The following is a 22,278-nucleotide window of genomic DNA, read 5'->3' on the forward strand; positions in this document are numbered from 1 at the left end:
GCCCCTATTATCGGGGCGCAACCCGGTAAACCCAAGTGAGGGACGCCGTCACCAATGGCACACGGCATCCTGCCACTGGTTACTGCGCGTTGATCAGGTCGGCAATGGTGTCAGCCGGGACCCAGCCGATGATGCCGCTGGTGTCGCGCACCTGCAGCATGCCGGCCTGGGCGCCCAGACGGGCCAAGGTTTCACCCGGCTGCAGCACGCGCATGACGCTGCCGTTGCCACTGGGATCGGCCATGAAATTGGCCGGCACCCGCAGCACCATCACCGTATTGGTCCCGGCACCGGTGCTGGCCAACTGCTGAACAGCACCCTGCACCAGAGCCTGACCGAGGTTGCCCTGCTGGGCGCCCTGGATCACCTGACCTGCCAGCTGGGTCGCACCGGCCGGCAGCATCTGCCCGGCCACCTGCTGCACTGCCCCCTGCACCAGGGCCTGGCCGAGGTTTCCTTGCTGAGCCCCCTGCATCACCTGACCGGCCAGCTGGGTCGCACCGGCCGGCAGCATCTGCCCGGCCACCTGCTGTACCGCCCCCTGCACCAGGGCCTGGCCGAGGTTGCCCTGCTGGGCGCCCTGGATCACCTGGCCCGCCAGCTGGGTCGCACCGGCCGGCAGCATCTGCCCGGCCACCTGCTGTACCGCCCCCTGCACCAGGGCCTGGCCGACACCGGCAGCCGGTACCACATTGCCGTTCATGACCAGGCCCTGCGGGCTGGCCTGCTGATACTGCGGATTCTGCTGGTTCTGCTGCAGGTACTGCTGTTGCAGCATCTGTTGCTGCTGCATCTGCTGCTGGTACATCTGCTGCTGCTCCAGCTGCTGCGGCTGCTGGTTGCCCTGACGCAGCTGCTGGATCTGCTGGATCTGCTGGGTGTGGATCTGGGTGTGTGCCGCATGCTGGTCCAGCTGCATCTGCGCCGGGGCCGACGAGGTGGTCATGGTCGGGGAACCACCGGTGCCGTAGGCACTGGCCTGGGCAACATCACGCTGCTGGCTGGCCTGCGGCGCGGCCTGGACGCGGGCGCGCATGTCCATCGGCTCCAGATCGAACAGCATCTGGTGGAAGGCCTGGTGATAGGCGGCACGGATGACGGTGCCCATCTCGGTATTTTCATAGGCACCGGCAGAAATGTTGCCCTGGCCCGAGGCCAGGCCCGCCTTGCCGGCACCGGAGGCCATCAGCTGCCACTGGCGGTCGCTGACTTCGGCCGAGCCGGTCGAGGTCGCCAGCACTTCGGAGGTGCGCGAATCGACCATGGTCAGCATCACCGACACGGTCTTCTGCCGGCTGGAACCGCCACCACCGAGCATCAGGCGGCCCAGGCCGCCGGCCGAGCCGCCACCGCCGGCACCGAAATTGCGCCCGCCGGCATTGGCGTTCTGCGAGACGATGTCCGGGATCAGGATGTAATCGGCGGCCAGCATCTGCCCGCCGCCCAGGTTGGAACCACGCTGCAGATGCCCGCCCGAAGCCAGCTCACGCTCGGCCTGCGCCGCGGCAAAGCCAACGCCACGATCCAGCACCATCCAGCAACCGGACTCGGTCACGAACGAACGCAGCATGCGGGTCGGCATCGGCAGGCCATAGCTGGCCCACAGGGCCTGGCCATCATCCGGCTCGACAATGCGCAGGCTGCCCTCGGCGGCAACGCACTTGGGCAGGTCGACCTTGCCCTCGTTGATCGCCTCGACCTGACGCTTGCTCAACATCCGCGCTTCCGGGCGCTCCTGGCCACGGCTGGTCGGGATCGGCAGCAGGTAGGACAGGGCACCAGACCCCAACAGCCCACGTTCCTTGCGGACAAATTCCAATGCGTCGGCCGGAGCGGTGGCAAGCCCGGCCAATACCGCGCCCATCGCCGTAGCGAGTAGTTCCTTCTTCACGATGTTTCCCCTGGATTGATGGCGTCTGGCGCCTTGGCAGCGATCGCCACACACCGAGGCGCAGCAGCGGATCACCAGCATTCACATAACTATACAAGATGTGAATGCATCAAAAAATATCGACAGGGGTCACTGACTCTTGAAGGAAATTGTGAAATCTGCGGTAAAAATCTGATCGACCGCTCAGTTTTACGGGAAATCCAGGCCAGGATCGCCGCGTATCCACGCTACGGCAGCAATCTGCCCCGGTGCTGCAGCGACCGGGGCCGGCCTGCCAGCGGCGCCTGCTCAGCGCGCCAGTTCCACCGATTCGCTGCTGATCCAGCCCTTGTTGCCCAGCTCGTCCTCGACCTCGATCAGCAGGCCTTCGCGCCCACCCAGTGGGTAGAGCAGCATCCCCGCCTCCAGCGCGCGTACCTGCCCCCGCCCCTGGGCGTCTGCGAGCAGGCGGCCGCTGCGGGTCATGCGCATGGCCTGCTGCGCACCGGCCGCCGAGGCGTCAGCCGGCAGACCGCCAAGCTGGTCGATGACCTGGGTGTAGGCATGCAGATAGGCCATGGCGATGACCTGGCCCATTTCGGTATTGGCATAGCCGCCGACCCCGGCACTGCTCAGGCTGCTGCCCCAGCTGCTGCCCCGGCCACTGAAGCTGATGTCGTTCTTGCGCGCCGAACCCTCGGCTACGGCGACCTGTTCGGAGGAACGCACATCGGTGACCGAGAGCACCACATCGGCGGTCTTGCTGCGCAGGTTCATGCCGCCGATGACCTGCCCGGCCCGCCCCCCGACCAGGCCGCTGAGCAGGCCACCGATGGCATTGCCCCCGGCATCGGCGTTGTGCGAGACCAGATCCGGAACCATGACGTAATCGGCGGCGCGCACCTGGCCGCGGCCGACATTGGAACGGTTGCGCAGTTGGCCATCGGCGGCCAGGTCACGCTCGTACTGGCTGGCGGCCATGCCGCTGCCGCGATCGACCAGGGTGAAACAGCGCGAACGGGCGACGTAGGCCTTGATCAGCCGCGATGGCTCGGGCAACTGGTAGCCGCTCCACCAATGGCTGCCGACCTCCGGCTCGACCACCGACAGCGTGCCCAGCGGGCGCTGGCACACCGGTATCTGCGCACTGGCCTGCTGGCGCTGCTGCTGTGCCCGGCTGCCGGTGGAAAAACGGGCCTCGGCGGGTTGCCAGCCGGCCAGCAGCCATACACCAACGACACCTGCCGCCATCGCGGCGAGCGGGATCCTGCCCATACATACACCTCCGGGTGAGCCCCGGCGTCAGTACCGGGGAGGGTCATGACCACCTCCCCTGCGGGCAGGGCGCCGGCAGCAGGAAGTACGCTGCAACGGCAGATGTCCCGGTGCAGGCACGCATCACGTTGCGTACCAGTCCAGACTAGGCAGTGCCCGTTTGCGCCTACAGGTACGCCTGACCCGGGCATGGGTCAGTGCCCGGCGCGACTGTCGATCAGGGCGTGCGGCAGCCCCCCCGGCCCAGCCTGACAGGTGCAGCGGAAATCACGGATGGTCCAGCGGGGCTTTCTGCCGGGCCCGCTGCACCCGCTCGCGGTGCAGCAGGTACAGGCCGCTGGCCACGATCACCGCACCACCCAGCCAGGTCCAGCGATCAGGCAGCACGTTCCACAGCAGCAGGTCCCAGCCGATCACCCAGAGCAGGCCGGTGTATTCCAGCGGCGCGATCACCGAGGCCTGGCCGAGCTGGAAGGCCCGGGTCAGGGCCACCTGGCCAATCGCCCCGCTCAGGCCCAGCCCGGCAATCAGCCAGCCGTGGGCAGCCCAGTCGATCGGTTGCCAGTTCGGCCAGGCCATCACCCCGGCACCGGCCGCCATCAGCACCAGGAACCAGACCACCATCGATTGCGGGGTATCGGTACGGGTGAGCAGGCTGACCGTGATCGCCCCCACCGCGTAGGCACTGGCCGCGGCGATCACCATCAGCCCGGGCAGGGAGATGATCCCTTCCCCGCCCGGACGCAGCACGATCAGCACGCCGAGCAGGCCGACCCCGATCGCGGCCCAGCGCCGTGGGCCGACATGCTCGCCCAGCAGCGGCACCGACAGCGCGGCCACCAGCAGGGGCGAGACGAAGTACAGGGTGTAGGCGGTGGACAGCGGCAAGGTGCGCAGGGCATAGACGAAGCAGCCGATCATCACCATGCCCAGCACCCCGCGCAGCAGGTGCAGGCTCCAGCGCCGCGGGATGATCGAGCGCGCCCCGGCGGTGGCCAGCACCCAGGCCAGCACGAACGGCAACGAGGCCGCCCCGCGCAGGGTGGTGACCTGCAGGGTCGGGTAATGGGCAGCCAGCAGTTTCATCGCCGTATCCATCAAGGAGAACACGGCCACGGCGGCAAGCATCCAGACGATGGCGCGGACGGGGGATTTTTCGACAGTCATGCCCGGCATTATCCGCCGCCCTGCCCGCCGGCACACGCGCACGGCGTGATCAGGCAAGGCCGCAGGATGCGGCCATCGCCTAGAATGGGCGGCAGTCATTCATTACATGGAGTGGGCCCATGCCTTCCTTTGACGTCGTTTCCGAAGTGAACAAGCACGAGCTGACCAATGCCGTGGACCAGGCCAACCGCGAGCTGTCCACCCGCTTTGACTTCAAGGGTGTGGACGCCAAGTTCGAACTGGAAGATGAAAAGCTGATCAAGCTGACCGCCCCGTCGGATTTCCAGATCACCCAGATGGCCGACATCCTCAAGCAGCGCCTGGGTGCCCGCCAGATCGACTTCCGCTGCCTGGAATTCGGCGACATCGAAACCAACCTGGGCGGCGCCCGCCAGTCGGTCACGGTCAAGCAGGGCATCGAGCAGAAGCTGGCCAAGCAGATTGCCGCCAGGATCAAGGAAGCCAAGATCAAGGTGGACACCCAGATCAACGGCGACAAGCTGCGTGTGAACGGCAAGAAGCGCGATGACCTGCAGGAAGTGATGGGCCTGCTGCGCAAGGGCGAATTCGAGCAGCCGCTGCAGTTTGAAAACTTCCGCGACTGATCCTGCACCTGCACGATGACAAAGGCCCGCCAATGGCGGGCCTTTGTTTTGCCGTGGCACCTCGATCCCGGCTCAGACCGGATAGGCCACCGGCTGCGGGCGGATGGTCAGCCACTGCCACTGGGTGAATTCCTCCCAGTTGGCCAGGCCGCCCACGCTGGTGCCATTGCCCGAGGCCCCGACCCCGCCGAACGGCTCGATCACCTCGTCCTTCACGGTCTGGTCGTTGATGTGCAGCAGGCCGGCCTGCAGCTGGTCGGCAAAGGCCAGCACCCGGCCGATGTTGCCGGTGATCACCCCCATCGAAAGCCCGTACGGGCCCTGGTTGGCCAGGGCAATGCCGTCGGCGTCGGTATCGAACGGGGTGACCACGGCCACCGGGCCGAAGATCTCCTCGTCGAAGGCCGGGTTGCCCGGGGCCACATCGGCCAGCACCGTGGGCTGGTAAATCAGGCCCTGATGGCTGCCGCCGGCCAGCAGGCGCGCCCCGGCAGCAACGGACGCCTGCACGATGCGGTCGCAGCTGTCACGCTGGGCGGCATTGATCAGCGGGCCAACCAACACGCCCGGCTCGGCCCAGGGGTCACCCACGCCGATGGTCTTGAGCTTGGCCAACAGCTTGTCCAGGAAGGCCGGATACAGCGAACGCTGGACCAAGATGCGCCCGGTGGCCATGCAGATCTGCCCTTGGTGCAGGAAGCTGCCCCAGGCCGCATTGTTCACCGCCAGGTCCAGATCGGCATCATCAAGGATCAACAGCGCATTCTTGCCACCCAGCTCCAGCGAGACCTTCTTCAGGTGCTTGCCGCACGCCTCGCCGACCTTGCGCCCGGCCGCGGTGGAGCCGGTGAACTGGATCGCCGCGACATGTGCGTCGCTGGTCATCACCGCGCCGACCGCGCCATCGCCGGGCAGCACCTGCAGCGCCCCGGCCGGCAAACCGGCCAGCTCGAACAGGCGCGCGATCACCACCCCGCCGCACACGGCCGTGCGTGGGTCGGGCTTGAGCACCACCGCATTGCCCACGGCCAGGGCCGGGGCCACCGCGCGCATGGCCAGGTACAGCGGGAAATTGAACGGCGGGATCACCCCGACCACCCCCAGCGGACGGCGCCGGGCCAGGCTCAGGCTGCCGTCACTGCTGGGCAGCACGTCGCCCTGGCTGGCCGAGGGCAGCTGGCTGGCCTGCAGCAGGCACTTGGCGGTGATGGCCGCCTCGGTACCGGCCTTGATCCGGCTGGAGCCGCCTTCGCGGGTCAGCCACATCGCGATCTCCTCGCTGTGCAGCGCGGCCAGTTCACCGGCCCGGCGCAGCACCGCTGCCCGCTGCTCGTAGCCCAGTGCCGCCCAGGCCGGCTGCGCGGCGGCGGCATCGGCACAGGCCCGGCTCATGCCCTGCGCGTCGGTCAGGGCCACGGCCCCCAGGCGCTGGCCACTGGCCGGCTCGCATACCTCGGCGGTACTGGCGCCTTCGACCCAGCGGCCGCAAAACAACCGCTCCTGCCACAACGAGGAAGGCAACAACGCTGCACTGTCTGACATGGCCCTGCTTCCGGTGAAAACCCGTTGCAGACTGCCTTGCCACGACCCAGCACAGGGTGAACCGGCGCCAGCGCCTACAATGACGCCCCCTGTACGGAGCCTGCCCATGAACGACACCGCCATTGATCCGATCGCCCTGACCCGCCGCTGGCTGGAAAAGGCGGTGATTGGCCTGAACCTGTGCCCGTTCGCCAAGGCGGTGTACGTCAAGAACCAGGTCCGTTTCGTGCTCTCCGATGCAACCACGCCCGAAGCGCTGATCGAGCAGCTGGCCGAGGAACTGCTGCTGCTGCGTGACACCCCGGCCGAGCAGATCGACACCACCTTGATCATCCACCCGGACGTGCTCACCGATTTTTTGGACTACAACGACTTCCTGGACAACGCCGATGCGGCGGTGGAAGCGCTGGACCTGTCCGGCATCCTGCAGGTGGCCAGCTTCCACCCGGATTACCAGTTCGACGGCACCCACGCCGAGGATGCCTCCAACTACACCAACCGCGCCCCCTTCCCGACCCTGCACCTGCTGCGCGAGGACAGCGTGGAGCGTGCCGTGGCCGCCTTCCCCGACCCGGATGTGATCGTGGAGCGCAATATCGCCACCCTGGACAAGCTCGGCGCCGAGGGTTTCAAGCGCCTGCTGGCCGAGGACTGATGGCCAGCGTGCCTGGCATTGCCAAATGGCCGGCGCAGCCGCTGGCCGGGCGCGTGATCCTGGTCACCGGCGGTGGCAACGGCATCGGCCGTGGCATTGCCCAGGCCGTGCTCGGTGCCGGCGGCAGCGTGGCCATTGCCGACCGTGACCAGCATGGGCTGGACGCCTGCCTGGCTGATTGGCAGGTGGGACAACGCGCACTTGCCGTGCCCCTGGATGTCACCGCACCAGAAAGCGTGGAAGCCGGCATCGCCCGGGTACTGGCCCATTTCGGCCGCCTCGACGGCCTGGTCAACAATGCCGGCGTGGCCGACCCGCACCTGCCGCCGCTGGAGGCAGCCAGCTGGGACGACTGGCAGCGCGGCCTGTCCAGCCTGCACGGGGCATTCCTGTGCTGCCGCGCGGCCCTGCCCGCCTTGCGCGCCAGTGGCCAGGGCGCAGTGGTCAACATCGCCTCCACCCGTGCCCACCAGTCCGAGCCGCACAGCGAGGCCTATGCCGCCGCCAAGGGCGGCCTGCTGGCCTTCAGCCATGCGCTGGCGGTGAGCGAGGGCCCGGCCGTGCGGGTCAACGCGATCACCCCGGGCTGGGTGGAAACCGCCGATTGGCAGGCACCCTCACGCTGGAGCACACCGCAGCAACGGCCGATCGACCATGCCCAGCACCCGGCCGGGCGCATCGGCCAGCCGCAGGACATCGGCCACCTGACCGTGTTCCTGCTCAGCGGGCTGGCCGGTTTTGTCACCGGCCAGGAGTTCATTGCCGATGGCGGCATGAGCCGGGTCATGCACTACGCGCCCTGAGCCCGCAACCAAAAACGCCGCGATGATCGCGGCGTTCTTAGTTGCATCGGCCCATGCCGCAGCCAGGGATCAGCGGCCGAACAGGCGCTCGATGTCGGCCGGTTGCAGCAGCTTCCACTGCCCCGGCTCGAGCCCGTCCAGGTCCAGACCACCGACATGGGCGCGGTGCAGCGCCTCGACGTGGTTGCCAACGGCGGCGAACATGCGGCGAACCTGATGGTAACGCCCCTCATGCAGGGTCAGGCGGGCCGTGCGCGGGCCAGTCACTTCCAGCTCGGCCGGCAGCAGCGGCTTGTGCTCGCCTTCCAGCATCAGCTCGCCACTGGCAAAGATCGCGCCTTCATCGCCGCGCAGGTCCTGGGCCAGGGTCGCCTCGTAGATCTTGTCCAGGCCGCTCTTGGGCGAGGTGATCCGGTGCAGCAGCTGGCCGTCATCGGTGAGCAGCAGCAGGCCGGAGGTATCACGGTCCAGCCGGCCCACGGTGGACAGGTTGGGGGCGCGGCGGGCAAAGCGCTCGGGCAGCAGGTCATACACCAGCCGGCCCTGGTCCTTGGTCGAGCAGGTCACCCCGGTCGGCTTGTTGAGCAGCACGACCATGCCCGGAGCCGGGTCCAGCGGCTCGCCATCGATGCGGATCACCTCGTGCGGCACCTTGTCATCGCCGTACAGCACCTCGCCATCGGCATCGGTGACCCGGCCCTCGCGCAGCATCCACTCCACATCGCGGCGGGTGCCATAACCCAGATTGGCCAGGTAGCGCAGCAGTTTGACCTTCATCTCAACGACCTGCCTTGATTGCACTGATCAGCTTGAAACCATCGCGCTCGGCCAGCACGTCGATCTGGCTGAAGCGCTCGCCCAGCACTTCCTCGTAAGGCAGGTGGCGGTTGGCCACCAGCAGCAGACGCCCGCCTTGGCGCAGGCCATCGGCGGCAGCCTTGATGAAGGACTGCCCCAGCTCCGGGCGGCCGGTACGGTTGGTGGTGTGGAACGGCGGGTTGGTGACCACGAAGTCGTACTTGCCGGCCAGCCCGGCGCTGACATCGGCCCAGTGGAAGGTGGCGCGTTCACCGGCAGCGGCCAGGTTGTGCCGGGCCAGGGCCAGGGCGCGGCCTTCGGCCTCGTACAGATCGATCCGGGTCACCTTCGCGCAGCGCTCCAGGACCTCGGCCGACAGGTAGCCCCAACCGGCTCCCAGATCGGCACCGATGCCGGCCAGGGTCGAAGGCAGATGTTCCACCAGCAGGGCGCTGGCCGGGTCGATGCGGTCCCAGGCAAACACGCCCGGACGCGAGGTGAAACGGCCACCGGCAATGCTGCGCGGCGCCTCGGCGGCCAGCCAGCGGCTGGCCAGGGCGGCATCGTGCTGGCCGCCCAGCGGCAGGGTCCAGAACACCCGGCAATGGTTCTTGGTCAGGCTGCCACCCAGGCCGGCCAATGCCTTCAGGTCGGCCTCACCGGAGCGGGCACCCTCATCATTGTGCTGGCAGGCCACGATCCGCCCGCCCGGCGCGCACAGCGCCAGGGCGCGGGCAAACACCGCACGCGCCTCGTCCTTCTGCCGCGGCGAGAGCACCAGCACCAGGTCGAACTGGCCGTCGCGGCCATCCAGGGTATCGCTGACGTCCCAGCCGGCCAAGCGCAATGCCTGCATCTGCGGGAAATAGCTCTGCTCGGCAGCAATCGAGGCCGGGCTGACGCCGTCAGGCAGTTCCAGGCCGGCGCGGGCGCGCAGGCAGGCAACCTTGCCGCTGGCCGGCCATGCCAGTTCGCCACGGGCAAACGGCAGGGTCAGGGTCTTGAGCGGAGCATGGGCAACATTGGACATCGGCAGGCACGGCGACAACAGGGGCGGGCATTCTACCCGGTGCGCAGGCGCTGGCCGTGTTCAAGCCGGCAGCAGCGCAGGATTTCAGTCACCAGGTCGGCCAGGTTGCAGGGCTTGGTGACCACCGCCTGGAAGCCATTGGCCAGGGCATCACGGCAGTCACTTTCGCGGGCCAGGGCGGTGATGGCGATCATCGGCAGGTATTGCGCGCTCAGGTACAGGTCCTGACGCACCGCGCGGGCCAGGCTGTAGCCGTCCATGCCCGGCATGCTGATGTCCGACAGCACGGCCCGGTAATGGTCGGCCGGATGGCTGGCAATCAGCTGCAGGGCCTGGTTGCCCGAGGCGGCAAGCTCGATCTGCGCACCGTGCCGGCGCAAGGCCTGGCCCAGGTATTCCAGGATGTCCGGCTGATCATCCACCAGCAGCAGACGGTAGCCCTCAAGCACCTGCGAGTCGGTACCCACCACCAGTGCGCCGGCCCCGGCGCGGTCCGCCCCGCCTTCGCCCGGTGTCCCATCGCACTGTTGCAGCAGCGGCAACTGGACCACAAAGCAGCTGCCGCGTCCCAGGCCCTCGCTGCTGACCGAAACCTTGCCACCATGCAGGCCTACCAGCTGCTGCACGATGGCCAGGCCCAGGCCCAGGCCGCCATGGCGGCGGGTGGTACTGGCATCGGCCTGGCTGAAACGTTCAAACAGGTGCGGCAGGAATTCCGGCGCGATGCCGGTGCCGTTGTCGCGCACCGCCACCCGGCACTGCCCGGCCTCCACCTCCAGGGCCAGGGTGATCTGCCCATCACGGCTGTGGCTGGTGAACTTGCGCGCATTGGACAACAGGTTCCAGAACACCTGGCGCAGACGCGCCGTGTCGCCCAGCACCCAGACCTCCTGCTCGGGCAGGATCAGGCTGATCGGCTCGCGGCCCGAGCGCTCCGAGCCCTCCAGTGCGGTGACCGCCTCGCGCAGGGCCTCCCCCAGCAGGACCGGCTTGAGGTCCAGGTACAGCTTGCCCACCAGCATGCCGCTGAGATCAAGCATGTCCGAGATCAACCGGCTCAGGGTTTCGGCACTGGAGGAGATCACCGACAACCCGCGGTACTGCATGTCGGCCGGGTCGGCCTTGGCCAGCAGCAGCTCGGTCCAGCCCAGGATGGTGGTCAACGGCGTGCGCATCTCGTGCGACAGCGTGGCCAGGAACTCATCCTTGATCCGGGTGCTGGTCTCGGCAGTGATGCGCGCGGCGCGCTCGCTCTCCAGCAGGTCATCGCGTGCCTGTACCAGGGCATGGTGCTCGGTGACGTCACGGAAGCTGCCATCCAGGCCGATCAACTCGCCCTTGACCGAGAAGCAGGCATTGGCCTGCACCTCCAGCCAGCGCCACTGCCCATCGGCACGCCGCCCGCGCACCACCGCGCTGAAATCACTGACGTTCTCCAGGGCCAGGCGCAGGCGCAGCATGAAGTGCTCGTAGTCATCGGGGTGGATCAGATTGGCCCAGGCGACCTTGCCGCTGCTGCAGAACATGCCGAAGAAGGTGTCAAAACGGCTGTTGACGTACTGCACCACGCCATGAGCATTGACCCCCCAGATCGGCAACGGCATGCGGTCGATCACGCTGCGGTAGTGGTGCTTGCGCTCGGTAACCTCGGTTTCGCGCTGACGCAGCAGGGTGATGTCCTGGGCCAGCAGGCCGACGATGTTCTGGCTGGCATCCACCGGCACCACATCGACCTGGGTCCAGCGTCCGGGCTGGATCCGGGAACATTCCAGACGCACGACCTTGCCGCTGTAGATGGCCTGTTCGAAAGCCTGCGGCCACTGTTTCTCCAGCCCCGGACACTTCTCGCGCAGGGACACCCCCGGGAGCAACAACATGCCGTCCTCCCAGGCACGGGCAATGGTTCCCTGCAGCACCAATGCATCCCAGTGGCGCGACGCCACCAGATGGGTGACCTGCAACAGGATCAATGCCCCGCTGCTGGCCTGGATGACTGCCTGCTTCCATGCCAACACCCGCTCCGGGGCATCAGCCAGTTGATTGGTTTCCATGCCCCGCCCCCCTGCGTACCGATCAGCATGCGCACGTGTCCCCAGCGGCGCATCTGGCAAGAGGTGAAAATTAGTTCACGGCATCGTGATGAAAATGTGATGCCGTACCTGCTTCAACGCGGCAGCACCGCACGTATTTCGGCCAGCAGGACGGCCAGGTTACAGGGCTTGGTCACATGGGCCTGGAAACCATTGTCCAACGCCCGCTGGCGGTCATCGCTGCGGGCCAGGGCGGTCACCGCGATGATCGGCAGGACCGAAGCCGGCAGGCCCAGATCCTCGCGGATGGTGCGCACCATGCCGTAGCCGTCCATGCCGGGCATGCCGATATCGCTGAGCACCACGTCATAACGGGCATGGTCACTGCCACCGATCATGCGCAGCGCTTCGGCCGCACTGCTGGCCGTATGCACCTGGGCGCCGTGGCGCTCCAGTGACTGGCGCAGCAATTCGATGATTTCCTTCTGGTCGTCCACCAGCAGCAGGCGCAGGTTGGCCAGGGTGTCCGAATCGGTACCCACCGCCTTGATCACGGTGCGCCGGCTGCCACGCGGCGCGCGCGCGGCCTGGCCACTGCGGGCCAGGGCCGGCAGCAGCACGGTGAAGGTGGCCCCGGCACCGATGCCCGGGCTGGAGGCGCTGACCTTGCCGCCATGCAGGTCAATGAGCTGCTGCACGATCGACAGGCCCAGGCCCAGGCCGCCGTAACGCCGGGTGGTGGTGCCATCGGCCTGGCGGAAGCGCGAGAACAGATGCGGCAGGAACTCCTCGGCGATGCCGACCCCGCTGTCGGTGATGCGCAGGCGGTAATTGCTGCCCTGCTTGTCCATGGTGATGTCAATCACCCCGCCCTCGTCGGTGAACTTGGCCGCATTGGACAGCAGGTTCCACAGCACCTGCTGCAGGCGGGTCTGGTCACCCAGTACCGGGCATTCACTGGATGGCAGGTGCAGGCGCACCTGCAGCCGGCGCTCGGCGGCGGCCAGGTCCAACGAGCGCACCGCGTCGCGCACCTCGCTGGCCAGGTCCAGCACTTCCATGTCCAGTTTCAACTTGCCCAGCAGCATGCCGCTGAGGTCGAGCATGTCGCCGATCAGGCGCTTGAGCGCCTGCGCACTGGTGGTGATGACCTTCAAACCCTTGTAGTTGGCATCCTCCGGCCGCATTCGCTGCAGCAGCATCTCGCTCCAGCCCAGCACCGTGGTCAACGGGGTGCGCAGCTCATGGGAAATGGTGGCCATGAACTCGTCCTTCAGCCGCGCGGTGGACTCGGCGGCCGAACGGGCCACGCGCTCGGCGCGCAGCAGTTGCTCGTTGGCCTGTTCCAGCTCGCGACGATCGGTGATGTCACGGCTGTTGCCGGCCATACCCAGGAACCGGCCCATGCGCGAGAAGCGCGGCACCACGCTGATCTCCAGCCAGCGCCACTGGCCATCGGCGCGCCGGCCACGCACCAGGCTGGCCAGCTCGCTGCGTTCGGACAAGGCCCGCTGGATCAGGTGTTCAAAGCCGGCAATGTCCTCCGGGTGCAGGAAGTGCGACCACATCACGGCATGCTCGCGGCTTTGTGGTGGGCCGAAGAAGGTCTCGAACACGCTGTTGACGAACTGCACCTGGCCATCGGCACCGATCACCCAGACCGGCAACGGCAGGCCATCGACCAAGGCCCGGTAACGCTGCTTCTTGTCGTGGACTTCCTGCTCGCGGCGTTTGCGGCTGCTGATGTTGCGCACGGTGATGCCGAGCAGGCCCGGCTCGCCGTCCAGAGCCGACACATCAATGGCCAGCCAGCGCGAGCGTCCGCCGATGCGCCGTTCCAGCGCACTGGCGCGACCGCTGCCGGCCACCCGGGCCAGCAGTTCGAACCATTCGTCTTCCAGCAATGGCGCCAGTTGGCGCAGGCTGTCACCCGGGCTGGGCGTCAATCGCGTCAGCCGGTTGAACATGCCGTTGGCATGGACAAAATGCGCGTCGTTGTCCGCCCCGCAACGCAGGATCGCAATCCCGACCCGGTTGGCTTCCACAATCCGCCCGGCCCAGTAAGCACCTGTCTGCTCTGGTGCCGATCCGTCAGTGTGCTGATGATCCAGTGGCAAGGACACGCGCGTTCTCGAGAACCAGACCCCAGCGGCTAGGATGAATGCAAGCTGTCGGAAAAATCAACTCAGCCCAAACACGCCGGCTTGCCCCGCCCTGCTGGCCCGGGCCACACTGCCAGGCATGGATCACCCGTGGAGAACGCCGATGCGCGCCCTGATTCCTGGTTTGATGCTGTGCCTGCTGTGCCTGCTGTGGCCATTGGCTGCTCAGGCGGCCACCCCACGCCACGTCACCGATGCCGCTGCCCCGCGCACCGTGGGCACCGATGGGCCGGTCCTGGTGCAATGGGGCGACCCGGCCAAATTCACCGAGCTCACCCACAGCGGCAACCGTTGGGAAGCAGCTCGTGGCAACTGGGTGTTCGAGCTGGCCGAGCACCTGGCCAGCCAGGCCAGCCCGAGGCTGGCCGACGGCCAGCGTCTGGAAGTGGACATCGTGGATATCGACCTGGCCGGTGACTACGAGCCCTGGCGCGGCCCCCGCCTCAGCGATACGCGCTACGTGCGCGACATCTATCCGCCGCAGATCACCCTCTCCTACCGCCTGCTCGATGCGCAGGGCCAGGTCCTGGAGAGCCAGCAGCAGACCCTGCGTGACCTGGGGTTTTTGCACGGCAGCGGCAGCATGGTGCGCTACCGCAACGATTCCCTGCGCCATGAAAAGCGCCTGATCGACCGCTGGTTGCAGCAGGCGCTGCCGGCCACTTCCGGCCAGCTCGCCCAGGGCCGGAAGTAAGCCGCCTCGGACCGCGCCCTCAACGGTAGTGGCGCGGCACCCGCTTCAGCCCGCACGGCAGGCGGTAGGCACTGGTGGCGCAGATCGGCGCCAGTTCGGCCAGGGTAATGTCACAGCCCCACAGCTCCACCGCGGTGCCGACCACCGCCTGCGGGTGGTCACTCAGGTCCACGGTGAGCATGTCCATCGAGACCCGGCCGATCAGCCGCCCACGTACCCCGTCGATCAGCACCGGGGTGCCGTTGGGGGCGAACTGCGGGTAACCATCGGCATAGCCCATGGCCACCACCCCGACCCGGGTCGGCTTGTCGGCAACAAAGCGGGCGCCATAGCCCAGCGGCTCGCCCACGGCCAGCTCGCGCACGGCAATGATCTTCGAGCGCAACGCCATCACCGGGCGCAGCTGCGCACTGGCATCTGTGGCATGGGCAAACGGGTCGGCGCCGTACAGCATCAGGCCCGGACGCACCCAGTCACTGCGCACCTGCGGCCAGCCCAGCAGGGCCGGCGAATTGCACAGGCTGGTCTGCCCGGACAGGCCGGTCGTGGCGGCATTGAACACCGCCAGCTGCTGCTCGGTACGCGGGCAATCCAGCTCATCGGCACGGGCCAGGTGGCTCATCATCACGATAGTGGCCACATGCGGCAGGGCCGACAGCTGCGCATGCGCGGCACGGAACTGCGACGGCGACAGCCCCAGCCGGTGCATGCCCGAATCCAGTTTCAGCCACAGGGTCAGCCGCGCCTGGGTGCGCAGCTCGCAGATGGCCTGCACCTGCTCGGGCGTGGACACCGCCGGCCACAGGTCATGGGCAATGACCAGCTCCAGCTCGCTGGGTTCAAAACAGCCTTCCAGCAACACGATCGGGCCAGTGATGCCGGCAGCGCGCAGCTCCAGTGCCTCTTCAATGCAGGCCACACCAAAGCCGTCGGCCTCATCGGCCAGGGCCTGGGCACAGCGCACTGCCCCATGGCCGTAGGCATCGGCCTTGACGATGGCCAGCGCCTTGCCACCACCGAGCTGGCGGGCCAGGCGGTAGTTGTGGCGCAGCGCCTGAAGGTCAATTACAGCGTGGGCCGGGCGCATGCGGCAGCCTCCTCACGGGCACGGCTGCCCAGATAACGATAGACACTCAAACCTTCTGTACTGATTTCAGGGGCACGACCGCCCATGATATCGGCCAGGTACTTGCCCGAACCGCAGGCCATGGTCCAGCCCAGCGTGCCGTGGCCGGTGTTCAGGAACAGGTTGGAGTACGGCGTGGCGCCGATCACCGGAGTGCCGTCCGGGGTGGCCGGGCGCAGGCCGGTCCAGAAGGTCGCCGCCGACAGGTCACCGCCCTGCGGGTAGAGGTCGCGCACCACCAACTCCAGGGTGGCGCGGCGCTTGGCCGACAGGGACAGGTCAAACCCGGCCACCTCGGCCATGCCGCCGACGCGGATGCGCTCGTTGAAACGGGTCACCGCGATCTTGTAGCTCTCGTCCAGGATGGTCGAGGCCGGGGCCATGTCCGGGTTGGTCACCGGCAGGGTCAGCGAATAGCCCTTGAGCGGATACACCGGCAGCGGCAGGCCCAGCGGGCACACCAGTGCCGGGCTGTAGCTGCCCAGTGCCACCACGTACTGGTCGGCGGTTTCGCGCTGGCCGTTGATGCGCACCGCGGTGATGCGCTGACCGTCCGATTCCAGCGCCTCGATCTGCTGGCCATAGCGGAACTGCACCCCGGCCGCAGCGGCCATCGCCGCCAGGCGGGTGGTGAACAGCTGGCAATCGCCGGTCTGGTCCTCGGGCAGGCGCAATGCGCCGACCAGCTTGTCGGCCACCGCGGCCAGGGCCGGTTCGGCGGCAATGATGCCGTCGCGGTCCAGCACCTGGTAGGGCACGCCGTATTGCGCCAGCACCGCGATGTCGGCGGCGGCGGCATCCAGCTGCTGCTGGGTACGGAACAGCTGGGTGGTGCCCAGGGTGCGGCCTTCATAATCGATGCCGGTCTGCTCGCGCAGGGCATTGATGCAGTCACGGCTGTAATCGGACATGCGCACCATGCGCGCCTTGTTGATCGCATAGCGCTGCGCGGTGCAGTTGCGCAGCATGGCCAGCAACCAGCGGTACTGGGCCGGGTCGGCCGTCGGCTTGATTGCCAGCGGCGCATGCTCCTCGAACAGCCACTTCACCGCCTTCAGCGGAATGCCCGGTGCCGCCCACGGCGAGGTGTAGCCGAAGGACAGCTGGCCGGCATTGGCAAAGCTGGTTTCCAGCGCCGGGCCGGGCTGGCGGTCGACCACCGTGACCTGGTAACCGGCCCGGGACAGGTACCAGGCACTGGTGACACCCACCACGCCGCCGCCGAGGACGAGAACATGCATCTGAAGGACTCCACTGCAAACGGGATGATCCACTGCCACGACAGCAGGAAAGACCAGAAGTGGCGCAGTATATGACCGCATTTACAGAACTAATCCCTGTATTGAAAGCGTTATTCAGGCATTCTTTCTGAAAAATGCCGGAGCCACAGATGTCCACCCCCACCCGCCGCCGTGAACTGGACAAGATCGACCGCAAGATCCTGCGCATCCTGCAGGCCGAGGGCCGCATTTCCTTCACTGAACTGGGCGAACGCGTGGGCCTGTCCACCACCCCCTGCACCGAGCGGGTACGCCGCCTGGAGCGCGACGGCATCATCAGCGGCTACTACGCCCGGCTGGACCCGCAGCTGATGAAACACTCGCTGCTGGTGTTCGTGGAAATCTCCCTGGCCTACAAGTCCGGCGACATCTTCGAGGAGTTCCGCCGCGCCGCCCTGCGCCTGCCCAATGTGCTGGAGTGCCACCTGGTCTCCGGCGATTTCGACTACCTGATCAAGGCCCGCATCAGCGAGATGGCCTCCTACCGCAAGCTGCTCGGCTCCACCCTGCTGACCCTGCCGCACGTGCGCGAATCCAAGAGCTACATCGTGATGGAGGAGGTCAAGGAGACCCTGGCCCTGCCCATTGCCGACTGACGCACGACAAAGGCGGCGCACACCGGCGCCGCCTTCGGATCAATTGTCGTTACGGGGCGTCAGCGTTGCTGGCTGGGATCGTTGCGCTGTTTTTCCTGCTGCTGGCCGGGCTTGCGCTGCTGGCCCGGATGCTGTTCATCCCACTGCTGCTGTTCCTGCTGACGCTGCTGTTCCTGTTGGTCGGACTGCTCCCACTGCTGCTGGTTCTGCTGACGCTGGGTGTTGTTGTCACGCGGCTGGATTTCCTGCGGCGGGAACTTGCCGGGCTGCTGCTTGTTGTTCATGACATCTACCTCGTTGCCTTGCTTCGGGGGAGCCAGCGGCAGCTGCACAGTGCCAAGCTGCCGGGGCAGGTCCACAGTGGGCGCGCCGGTGTTAGACAATTGGCAAACCGATGTAAACCCTGCACCTACGCTTCACTGACTGCGCAGTCCATGACAGCCAGCATTCACCTGAACCCGGAGACCGCCATGCCCTTCGACCTTTCCCCGCCCAGCGATGCCCAGCGCGCGCAGCTGCAGGCCGGGCTGACCCCGGAAGAACGCCGTGTGCTGTTGGCCCACGGCACCGAAGCCCCATTTTGCGGGGTTTTTCTGGACAACAAGCAGACCGGCCACTACTGCTGCCGGTTGTGCGGCCTGCCGTTGTTCGCCTCCTCCACCAAGTTCGACTCGGGCACCGGCTGGCCCTCGTTCTTTGCCCCGCTGGATGAACGCCACCTGGGCCGCATCACCGATACCAGCCACGGCATGCTCCGCACCGAGATCACCTGCACCCGCTGCGCCAGCCATCTGGGCCATGTGTTCCCCGACGGCCCGCCGCCGAGCTTCGAGCGCCATTGCCTGAATTCGGTCTGCCTGCAGTTCGTGGCCAGCGGCGATCGTCTGCCCGACCCGCTGCAACGCGGTGAAACGGCCTTGCTGGCCGGCTGAACAGGCCACGCCATGGTCCTGAGGCGGCTGCCGAAGCCGTTACAATGGGCGTTTTCCACGTTTATCAGGCACCGACATGTCCCAGAAATCCAAGGCCAAGCGCGACACCCGCAAGAAACAGCAGGGCAAGCGCCCGTTCCTGCGCCTGAACCAGCGCGAGCAGGTGCAGAACCACGCCGTGCTGGTCGATGACCAGGACCAGGTGGTGGCCGCCATCGGCCTGCAGAACCGCCAGTGGCTGCTGGCCATCGGTGGCCAGACCATGGGCAGCGCCGAAAACCCGGTGCCGATGCTGGCCATGCTGCAGCACATGGCCAACGTGCAGGAAGCCGAAGGCCGCAAGGTCACCCTGGAAACCTCCGAAGCGATGAAGCAGATCGTTGCCTCGCTGGCCGAAGCTGACGGCGTCACCGCCGAGGAGTACATCGGCAAGCTGGTGGCCGAGTTCGACCAGGCCAAGGAAGCGGCTGAAGCCGAAGAAGTCGACGGCGAAGAAGCCACCGACGTTGCCGTCGCCGAGGAAGTCCCGGCTGACGAAGACAGCAAGGCCGACAAGGCCTGATCCACGGAGGCCGCGCATGGCTGTGTACGTCGATGACGCCGTGCACCGCTGGCGCGGCCTGCGCTGGGCCCATCTGATGGCCGATACGGTGGGCGAGCTGCACGCCATGGCCCAGCGACTGGGCATCCCGCAACGGGCCTTCCAGAACAAGGCCAGCGGCGTGCATTACGACATCCCGGCCCACCTGCGCCCACTGGCCATTGCCCTGGGCACGGTGCCGCTGTCGCGCCATACCGACCGTGCGCAGCTGCGCGCGGTGATTGCCCGGGCCCGCGAACAGTGGCAGCCCGAGCCGCCACCGGTCGCCTGAGCCGGGCTTCAGAACGCGTCGGTACCCGGGCGCACTTCCACCCCCAGCAGCGAGCACAGGGCCAGCATGGCCTCGTCGTCGCGGCTCAGCGCCATCCAGCCGGCATGGCCCTCGCCATCGGTGTTCCAGCTCCACAGGGTGTAGCCGTGTTCACGCAGGCTGTCGTGGGCGATGGCCATCAGCGCATGCACGTCAAGATCGGCGGTGAAGTCCTCATCGTCGAAGTCCCCGCCCCACTCCACCCGCAGGTTCCAGCGCGCGGCCAGCTCATCGATGGCGGTGACCAGGGCTTCGATGTCATTGCGGCCGACATGGAAACCGGCGCGCCAGTCGATCACCTCGCGCAGCAGCGGCTGCCAGTCATCACTGTCCGGGTCGACCTCGCCACCGAGCTGTTCGCGCAGGGCGTCAAACTGCTGCAGGGCGGCATCCTCGTCACCGGGGTTGATCAGCCACAGCAGGTTCCAGACCCGGGCCGCGCCATCGTCTTCCTCGAAGTCGGCCAGCAAGCCTTCGTCGTTTTCGTAATCGGCACTGTTGTCGGGCATGGCGGGTTCCTTGAAGATGGCGCGCAAACGGGTGTCGATTCTGCCCCTGCGTTCAGGCCAGCGGAAGGGCCTGCCCCTGCGCCGGCCCGCCAGCGTTTATCCTTGGCGGCCTAGAAGGCGGCGCGGTTGCCGCTGGCAGATGAAGAAATCACCATGAGCCTGACTCCCCCGGACCGCCTGGCGGTCGACCCCCGCAGCCCCCATCACGATGCCGCTGCCCTCGAGCGCGGTGTTGGCGTGCGCTTCAACGGCAACGAGCGCATGGACGTGGAGGAATACTCCGTGTCCGAAGGCTGGGTGCGCGTGCAGGCCGGCAAGGCGCGTGACCGCCGCGGCAACCCGATGACCCTGAAGCTGCGCGGTGCGGTCGAGCCGTACTGGCTGCAGCCGGCTGCCGAAGCCGCCGAATAAGCGCGCCAGGTTTGCCGCAACCAGACAGGGCCGCATTGCGGCCCTGTCTTGTTTCATCCTCTGGCCACAGCGCTCACTCGCGCTGGCGCGATTCGAGCAGGTCCAGGTTGCGGATCAGCTTGCGCGAGAGCTCATCGGAAATGCGCCCGCGCCGGGCCAGCCGGAACAGCTCCTCGCGCTCGGCATTCAGGCCGGCATTGCGCAGTTTGCGGTAGCCCTGTTCCATCCGCGCGACCTGTTCCGGATCGGCATCCGGGTTCTGCCCGCGCACCAGGTTGCGCTGGTACAGCAGGCTGACCCGCGAGGCTGCGTCATTGACCAGCTGCACCGACGTGGTCGACTGCCCCTGCACCATTTCCTGGCGGCTGCGCTCCACCGCGGCCAGCGCCGCCTTGGACGACATCCGCCGGGCCAGGTCTTCTTCCTGGCGCTCGCTGTCATCGGCCGGCAGCTCCAGCCCCTTGAGCACCACCGGCAACAGCAGGCTGGCACTGAGCAGCGAACACAGGATCACCGCCGCGGCAATGAAGATCACCAGGTCACGTGCCGGGAAGGCACTGCCGTCGGGCAGCAGCAGCGGCAGGGTCAACACACCGGCCAGGGTCACCGCACCGCGCACCCCGGCCACCGAGGTGGCCAGGATGATGCGCCACGGCGTCACCGGGCGTTGCTGGCCGCGCAGGCGCGCCTTGAGCAGGCTCCAGCGCATCGACAGCCAGACCCAGAGCAGGCGCAGCACCACCAGGCTGGCGTTGATAACCGCCACATACACCAGCAACCACCATGGGCCGTGGCCATCGCTGTTGCGCATGTAGTCCAGCGCGCGCTCCACGATGCCCGGCAACTGCTCGCCCAGCAGCACGAAGATGATGCCGTTGAAGGCGAACTGCACGGTGTCCCAGACCGCGGTGCGCTGCACCCGCATCGAGCCGCTGACCCGGCCGGTCAGCTCGACATAGCTCATGGTGATGCCGGCGGCCACCGCCGCCAGGATGCCCGAGGCGTGCACATGTTCGGCCAGCAGGTAGGCGGCAAACGGGGTCAGCAGGTTGACCAGCAGGGCCGCACCGGGCTCCTCGCCGAAACCACGCCACAACCAGCGCTGGGCCGCGGCAATGCCCCAGGTCACGCCCACACCGATGGCCAGGCCGGCAAAGGCCACCCACAGGAAGGTCAGCGAGGCATCGGCCAGCGAGAACGCGCCGGTCATCACCGCTGCCACCGCGAAGCGGAAGCAGACCAGGCCGGAGGCGTCATTGAGCAGCGACTCGCCTTCCAGGATGTGCATCAGGCGCTTGGGAATCGGCGCGCGTTTGGCAATGGCCGAAACGGCGACCGGATCGGTCGGTGACAGGATTGCCGCCAGGGCAAAGGCCACGCCCATCGGCATGGACGGGATCAGCCAGTGGATCAGGAAACCGGCACCGACCACGGTGAACAGCACCAGGCCCAGGGCCAGCTCGATCACCGTGCTCTTGTCGCGGAACAGGCCCTGCTTGGGAATGCGCCAGCCATCCAGGAACAACAACGGCGGCAGGAACAGCAGGAAGAACAATTGCGGATCCAGAGTGTGGCCCCAGCCGAACACACCGGCCACCACCGCCCCCAGGCCGATCTGCACCAGGGGCAGCGGCAGGGAAATCGGCAGGATCCGTACCAAGTAGCCACTGGCGACCACCGCCAGCAGCATCGCAAGAACCACTTCAATGGAATGCATGGGGAAATCGCAGCGCCGCAGTACGGCGCGGGCAGTGTCGGTAGCAAAAACAGACTCAACGCTATCACGCCAGGCCGCCTGCACACTGTGTCGGCAGCCTGATTTGCGCCATTGGGCCCGATCATGCAAGCCGGCACCGGAGCGGCGCTATTGGCAGCCCGGGTC

General features: G+C 67.2%; 22 protein-coding genes. 9 read left to right on the forward strand and 13 right to left on the reverse strand.

Annotated features, from left to right (window positions below):
* Nucleotides 1–79: 79 nt before the first annotated feature.
* From ABB30_RS16880 to ABB30_RS12755, 3 genes are all read right to left on the reverse strand, one after another.
* Nucleotides 80–1,891, reverse strand: coding sequence for a CsgG/HfaB family protein (locus tag ABB30_RS16880; protein WP_161808862.1), 1,812 nt, complete (start codon nucleotides 1,889–1,891; stop codon nucleotides 80–82).
* 288 nt (nucleotides 1,892–2,179) lie between these two features.
* A complete protein-coding gene (locus ABB30_RS12750; RefSeq protein WP_057638700.1) occupies nucleotides 2,180–3,145 on the reverse strand; it encodes a CsgG/HfaB family protein in 966 nt (321 codons plus the stop codon).
* Between the two features lie 267 nt (nucleotides 3,146–3,412).
* Nucleotides 3,413–4,312, reverse strand: a complete 900-nt coding sequence (locus tag ABB30_RS12755) for a DMT family transporter (protein ID WP_057638701.1) — start codon at nucleotides 4,310–4,312, stop codon at nucleotides 3,413–3,415.
* A 119-nt stretch (nucleotides 4,313–4,431) separates the two neighbouring features.
* Between ABB30_RS12755 and ABB30_RS12760 the strand changes: the two genes are divergently transcribed.
* Entirely contained in the window at nucleotides 4,432–4,917 is a 486-nt protein-coding gene (locus tag ABB30_RS12760; RefSeq protein WP_057638702.1) for a YajQ family cyclic di-GMP-binding protein, read from the forward strand.
* Nucleotides 4,918–4,989: 72 nt separating this feature from the next.
* Here ABB30_RS12760 and ABB30_RS12765 read toward each other — a convergent pair whose 3' ends face one another.
* The gene (locus ABB30_RS12765) at nucleotides 4,990–6,459 is read right to left on the reverse strand and encodes an aldehyde dehydrogenase family protein (RefSeq protein ID WP_057638703.1); all 1,470 of its coding nucleotides are present in this window, start codon (nucleotides 6,457–6,459) and stop codon (nucleotides 4,990–4,992) included.
* Nucleotides 6,460–6,565: 106 nt separating this feature from the next.
* Between ABB30_RS12765 and ABB30_RS12770 the strand changes: the two genes are divergently transcribed.
* Complete coding sequence (locus ABB30_RS12770) at nucleotides 6,566–7,114, forward strand: DUF1415 domain-containing protein (protein WP_083489866.1); 549 nt, start codon at nucleotides 6,566–6,568, stop codon at nucleotides 7,112–7,114.
* On the forward strand, nucleotides 7,114–7,917 hold the full coding sequence (locus ABB30_RS12775; RefSeq protein WP_057638705.1) for an SDR family oxidoreductase: 804 nt from the start codon (nucleotides 7,114–7,116) through the stop codon (nucleotides 7,915–7,917). The genes ABB30_RS12770 and ABB30_RS12775 overlap by 1 nt, the downstream gene beginning before the upstream one ends.
* Nucleotides 7,918–7,986: 69 nt before the next feature.
* Here ABB30_RS12775 and ABB30_RS12780 read toward each other — a convergent pair whose 3' ends face one another.
* The 4 genes from ABB30_RS12780 to ABB30_RS12795 form a co-directional block, all read right to left on the reverse strand.
* Nucleotides 7,987–8,694 (reverse strand): pseudouridine synthase, encoded by a 708-nt coding sequence (locus ABB30_RS12780; protein WP_057638706.1) that lies wholly within the window; start codon nucleotides 8,692–8,694, stop codon nucleotides 7,987–7,989.
* 1 nt (nucleotide 8,695) lies between these two features.
* Nucleotides 8,696–9,745, reverse strand: a complete 1,050-nt coding sequence (locus ABB30_RS12785) for a class I SAM-dependent methyltransferase (protein ID WP_057638707.1) — start codon at nucleotides 9,743–9,745, stop codon at nucleotides 8,696–8,698.
* 32 nt (nucleotides 9,746–9,777) lie between these two features.
* Nucleotides 9,778–11,796, reverse strand: coding sequence for a hybrid sensor histidine kinase/response regulator (locus ABB30_RS12790; protein WP_057638708.1), 2,019 nt, complete (start codon nucleotides 11,794–11,796; stop codon nucleotides 9,778–9,780).
* A 113-nt stretch (nucleotides 11,797–11,909) separates the two neighbouring features.
* Nucleotides 11,910–13,820: a PAS domain-containing sensor histidine kinase gene (locus ABB30_RS12795; RefSeq protein WP_057638709.1), complete on the reverse strand. Its 1,911-nt coding sequence runs from the start codon at nucleotides 13,818–13,820 to the stop codon at nucleotides 11,910–11,912.
* 220 nt (nucleotides 13,821–14,040) lie between these two features.
* Between ABB30_RS12795 and ABB30_RS12800 the strand changes: the two genes are divergently transcribed.
* Nucleotides 14,041–14,631 (forward strand): DUF3016 domain-containing protein, encoded by a 591-nt coding sequence (locus tag ABB30_RS12800; protein WP_057638710.1) that lies wholly within the window; start codon nucleotides 14,041–14,043, stop codon nucleotides 14,629–14,631.
* Between the two features lie 19 nt (nucleotides 14,632–14,650).
* Here ABB30_RS12800 and alr read toward each other — a convergent pair whose 3' ends face one another.
* Nucleotides 14,651–15,718 (reverse strand): alanine racemase, encoded by a 1,068-nt coding sequence (gene alr, locus ABB30_RS12805; protein WP_057638711.1) that lies wholly within the window; start codon nucleotides 15,716–15,718, stop codon nucleotides 14,651–14,653.
* Nucleotides 15,697–17,079 carry a D-amino acid dehydrogenase gene (locus ABB30_RS12810; RefSeq protein WP_275452402.1) on the reverse strand — a complete coding sequence of 461 codons (1,383 nt, stop codon included), beginning with the start codon at nucleotides 17,077–17,079 and terminating at the stop codon, nucleotides 15,697–15,699. The genes alr and ABB30_RS12810 overlap by 22 nt, the downstream gene beginning before the upstream one ends.
* Before the next feature lie 68 nt (nucleotides 17,080–17,147).
* Between ABB30_RS12810 and ABB30_RS12815 the strand changes: the two genes are divergently transcribed.
* On the forward strand, nucleotides 17,148–17,633 hold the full coding sequence (locus ABB30_RS12815; protein ID WP_057638713.1) for a winged helix-turn-helix transcriptional regulator: 486 nt from the start codon (nucleotides 17,148–17,150) through the stop codon (nucleotides 17,631–17,633).
* A gap of 59 nt (nucleotides 17,634–17,692) precedes the next feature.
* On the opposite strand, the gene ABB30_RS12820 is transcribed toward ABB30_RS12815, so the two are convergent.
* Nucleotides 17,693–17,917 carry a hypothetical protein gene (locus tag ABB30_RS12820; protein WP_152980736.1) on the reverse strand — a complete coding sequence of 75 codons (225 nt, stop codon included), beginning with the start codon at nucleotides 17,915–17,917 and terminating at the stop codon, nucleotides 17,693–17,695.
* A 150-nt stretch (nucleotides 17,918–18,067) separates the two neighbouring features.
* Here ABB30_RS12820 and msrB point away from each other — a divergent pair, with 150 nt between their 5' ends.
* The 3 genes from msrB to ABB30_RS12835 all read left to right on the forward strand — a co-directional run bounded on the left by msrB (nucleotide 18,068) and on the right by ABB30_RS12835 (nucleotide 19,437).
* Nucleotides 18,068–18,565 (forward strand): peptide-methionine (R)-S-oxide reductase MsrB, encoded by a 498-nt coding sequence (gene msrB, locus ABB30_RS12825; RefSeq protein WP_245626507.1) that lies wholly within the window; start codon nucleotides 18,068–18,070, stop codon nucleotides 18,563–18,565.
* 76 nt (nucleotides 18,566–18,641) lie between these two features.
* Nucleotides 18,642–19,127, forward strand: coding sequence for a hypothetical protein (locus tag ABB30_RS12830; RefSeq protein ID WP_057638715.1), 486 nt, complete (start codon nucleotides 18,642–18,644; stop codon nucleotides 19,125–19,127).
* A gap of 16 nt (nucleotides 19,128–19,143) precedes the next feature.
* On the forward strand, nucleotides 19,144–19,437 hold the full coding sequence (locus tag ABB30_RS12835) for a DUF4031 domain-containing protein (protein WP_057638716.1): 294 nt from the start codon (nucleotides 19,144–19,146) through the stop codon (nucleotides 19,435–19,437).
* Nucleotides 19,438–19,445: 8 nt separating this feature from the next.
* Here ABB30_RS12835 and ABB30_RS12840 read toward each other — a convergent pair whose 3' ends face one another.
* A complete protein-coding gene (locus ABB30_RS12840) occupies nucleotides 19,446–19,985 on the reverse strand; it encodes a DUF6630 family protein (protein WP_057638734.1) in 540 nt (179 codons plus the stop codon).
* 153 nt (nucleotides 19,986–20,138) lie between these two features.
* On the opposite strand from ABB30_RS12840, the gene ABB30_RS12845 reads away from it, so the two are divergent.
* Nucleotides 20,139–20,396 (forward strand): DUF3297 family protein, encoded by a 258-nt coding sequence (locus ABB30_RS12845; protein ID WP_057638735.1) that lies wholly within the window; start codon nucleotides 20,139–20,141, stop codon nucleotides 20,394–20,396.
* A 73-nt stretch (nucleotides 20,397–20,469) separates the two neighbouring features.
* On the opposite strand, the gene ABB30_RS12850 is transcribed toward ABB30_RS12845, so the two are convergent.
* On the reverse strand, nucleotides 20,470–22,113 hold the full coding sequence (locus tag ABB30_RS12850; protein ID WP_057638717.1) for a Na+/H+ antiporter: 1,644 nt from the start codon (nucleotides 22,111–22,113) through the stop codon (nucleotides 20,470–20,472).
* Between the last annotated feature and the right edge of the window lie 165 nt (nucleotides 22,114–22,278).

Origin of the sequence: Stenotrophomonas ginsengisoli (assembly GCF_001431485.1) — a bacterium.
Classification (GTDB): domain Bacteria; phylum Pseudomonadota; class Gammaproteobacteria; order Xanthomonadales; family Xanthomonadaceae; genus Stenotrophomonas; species Stenotrophomonas ginsengisoli.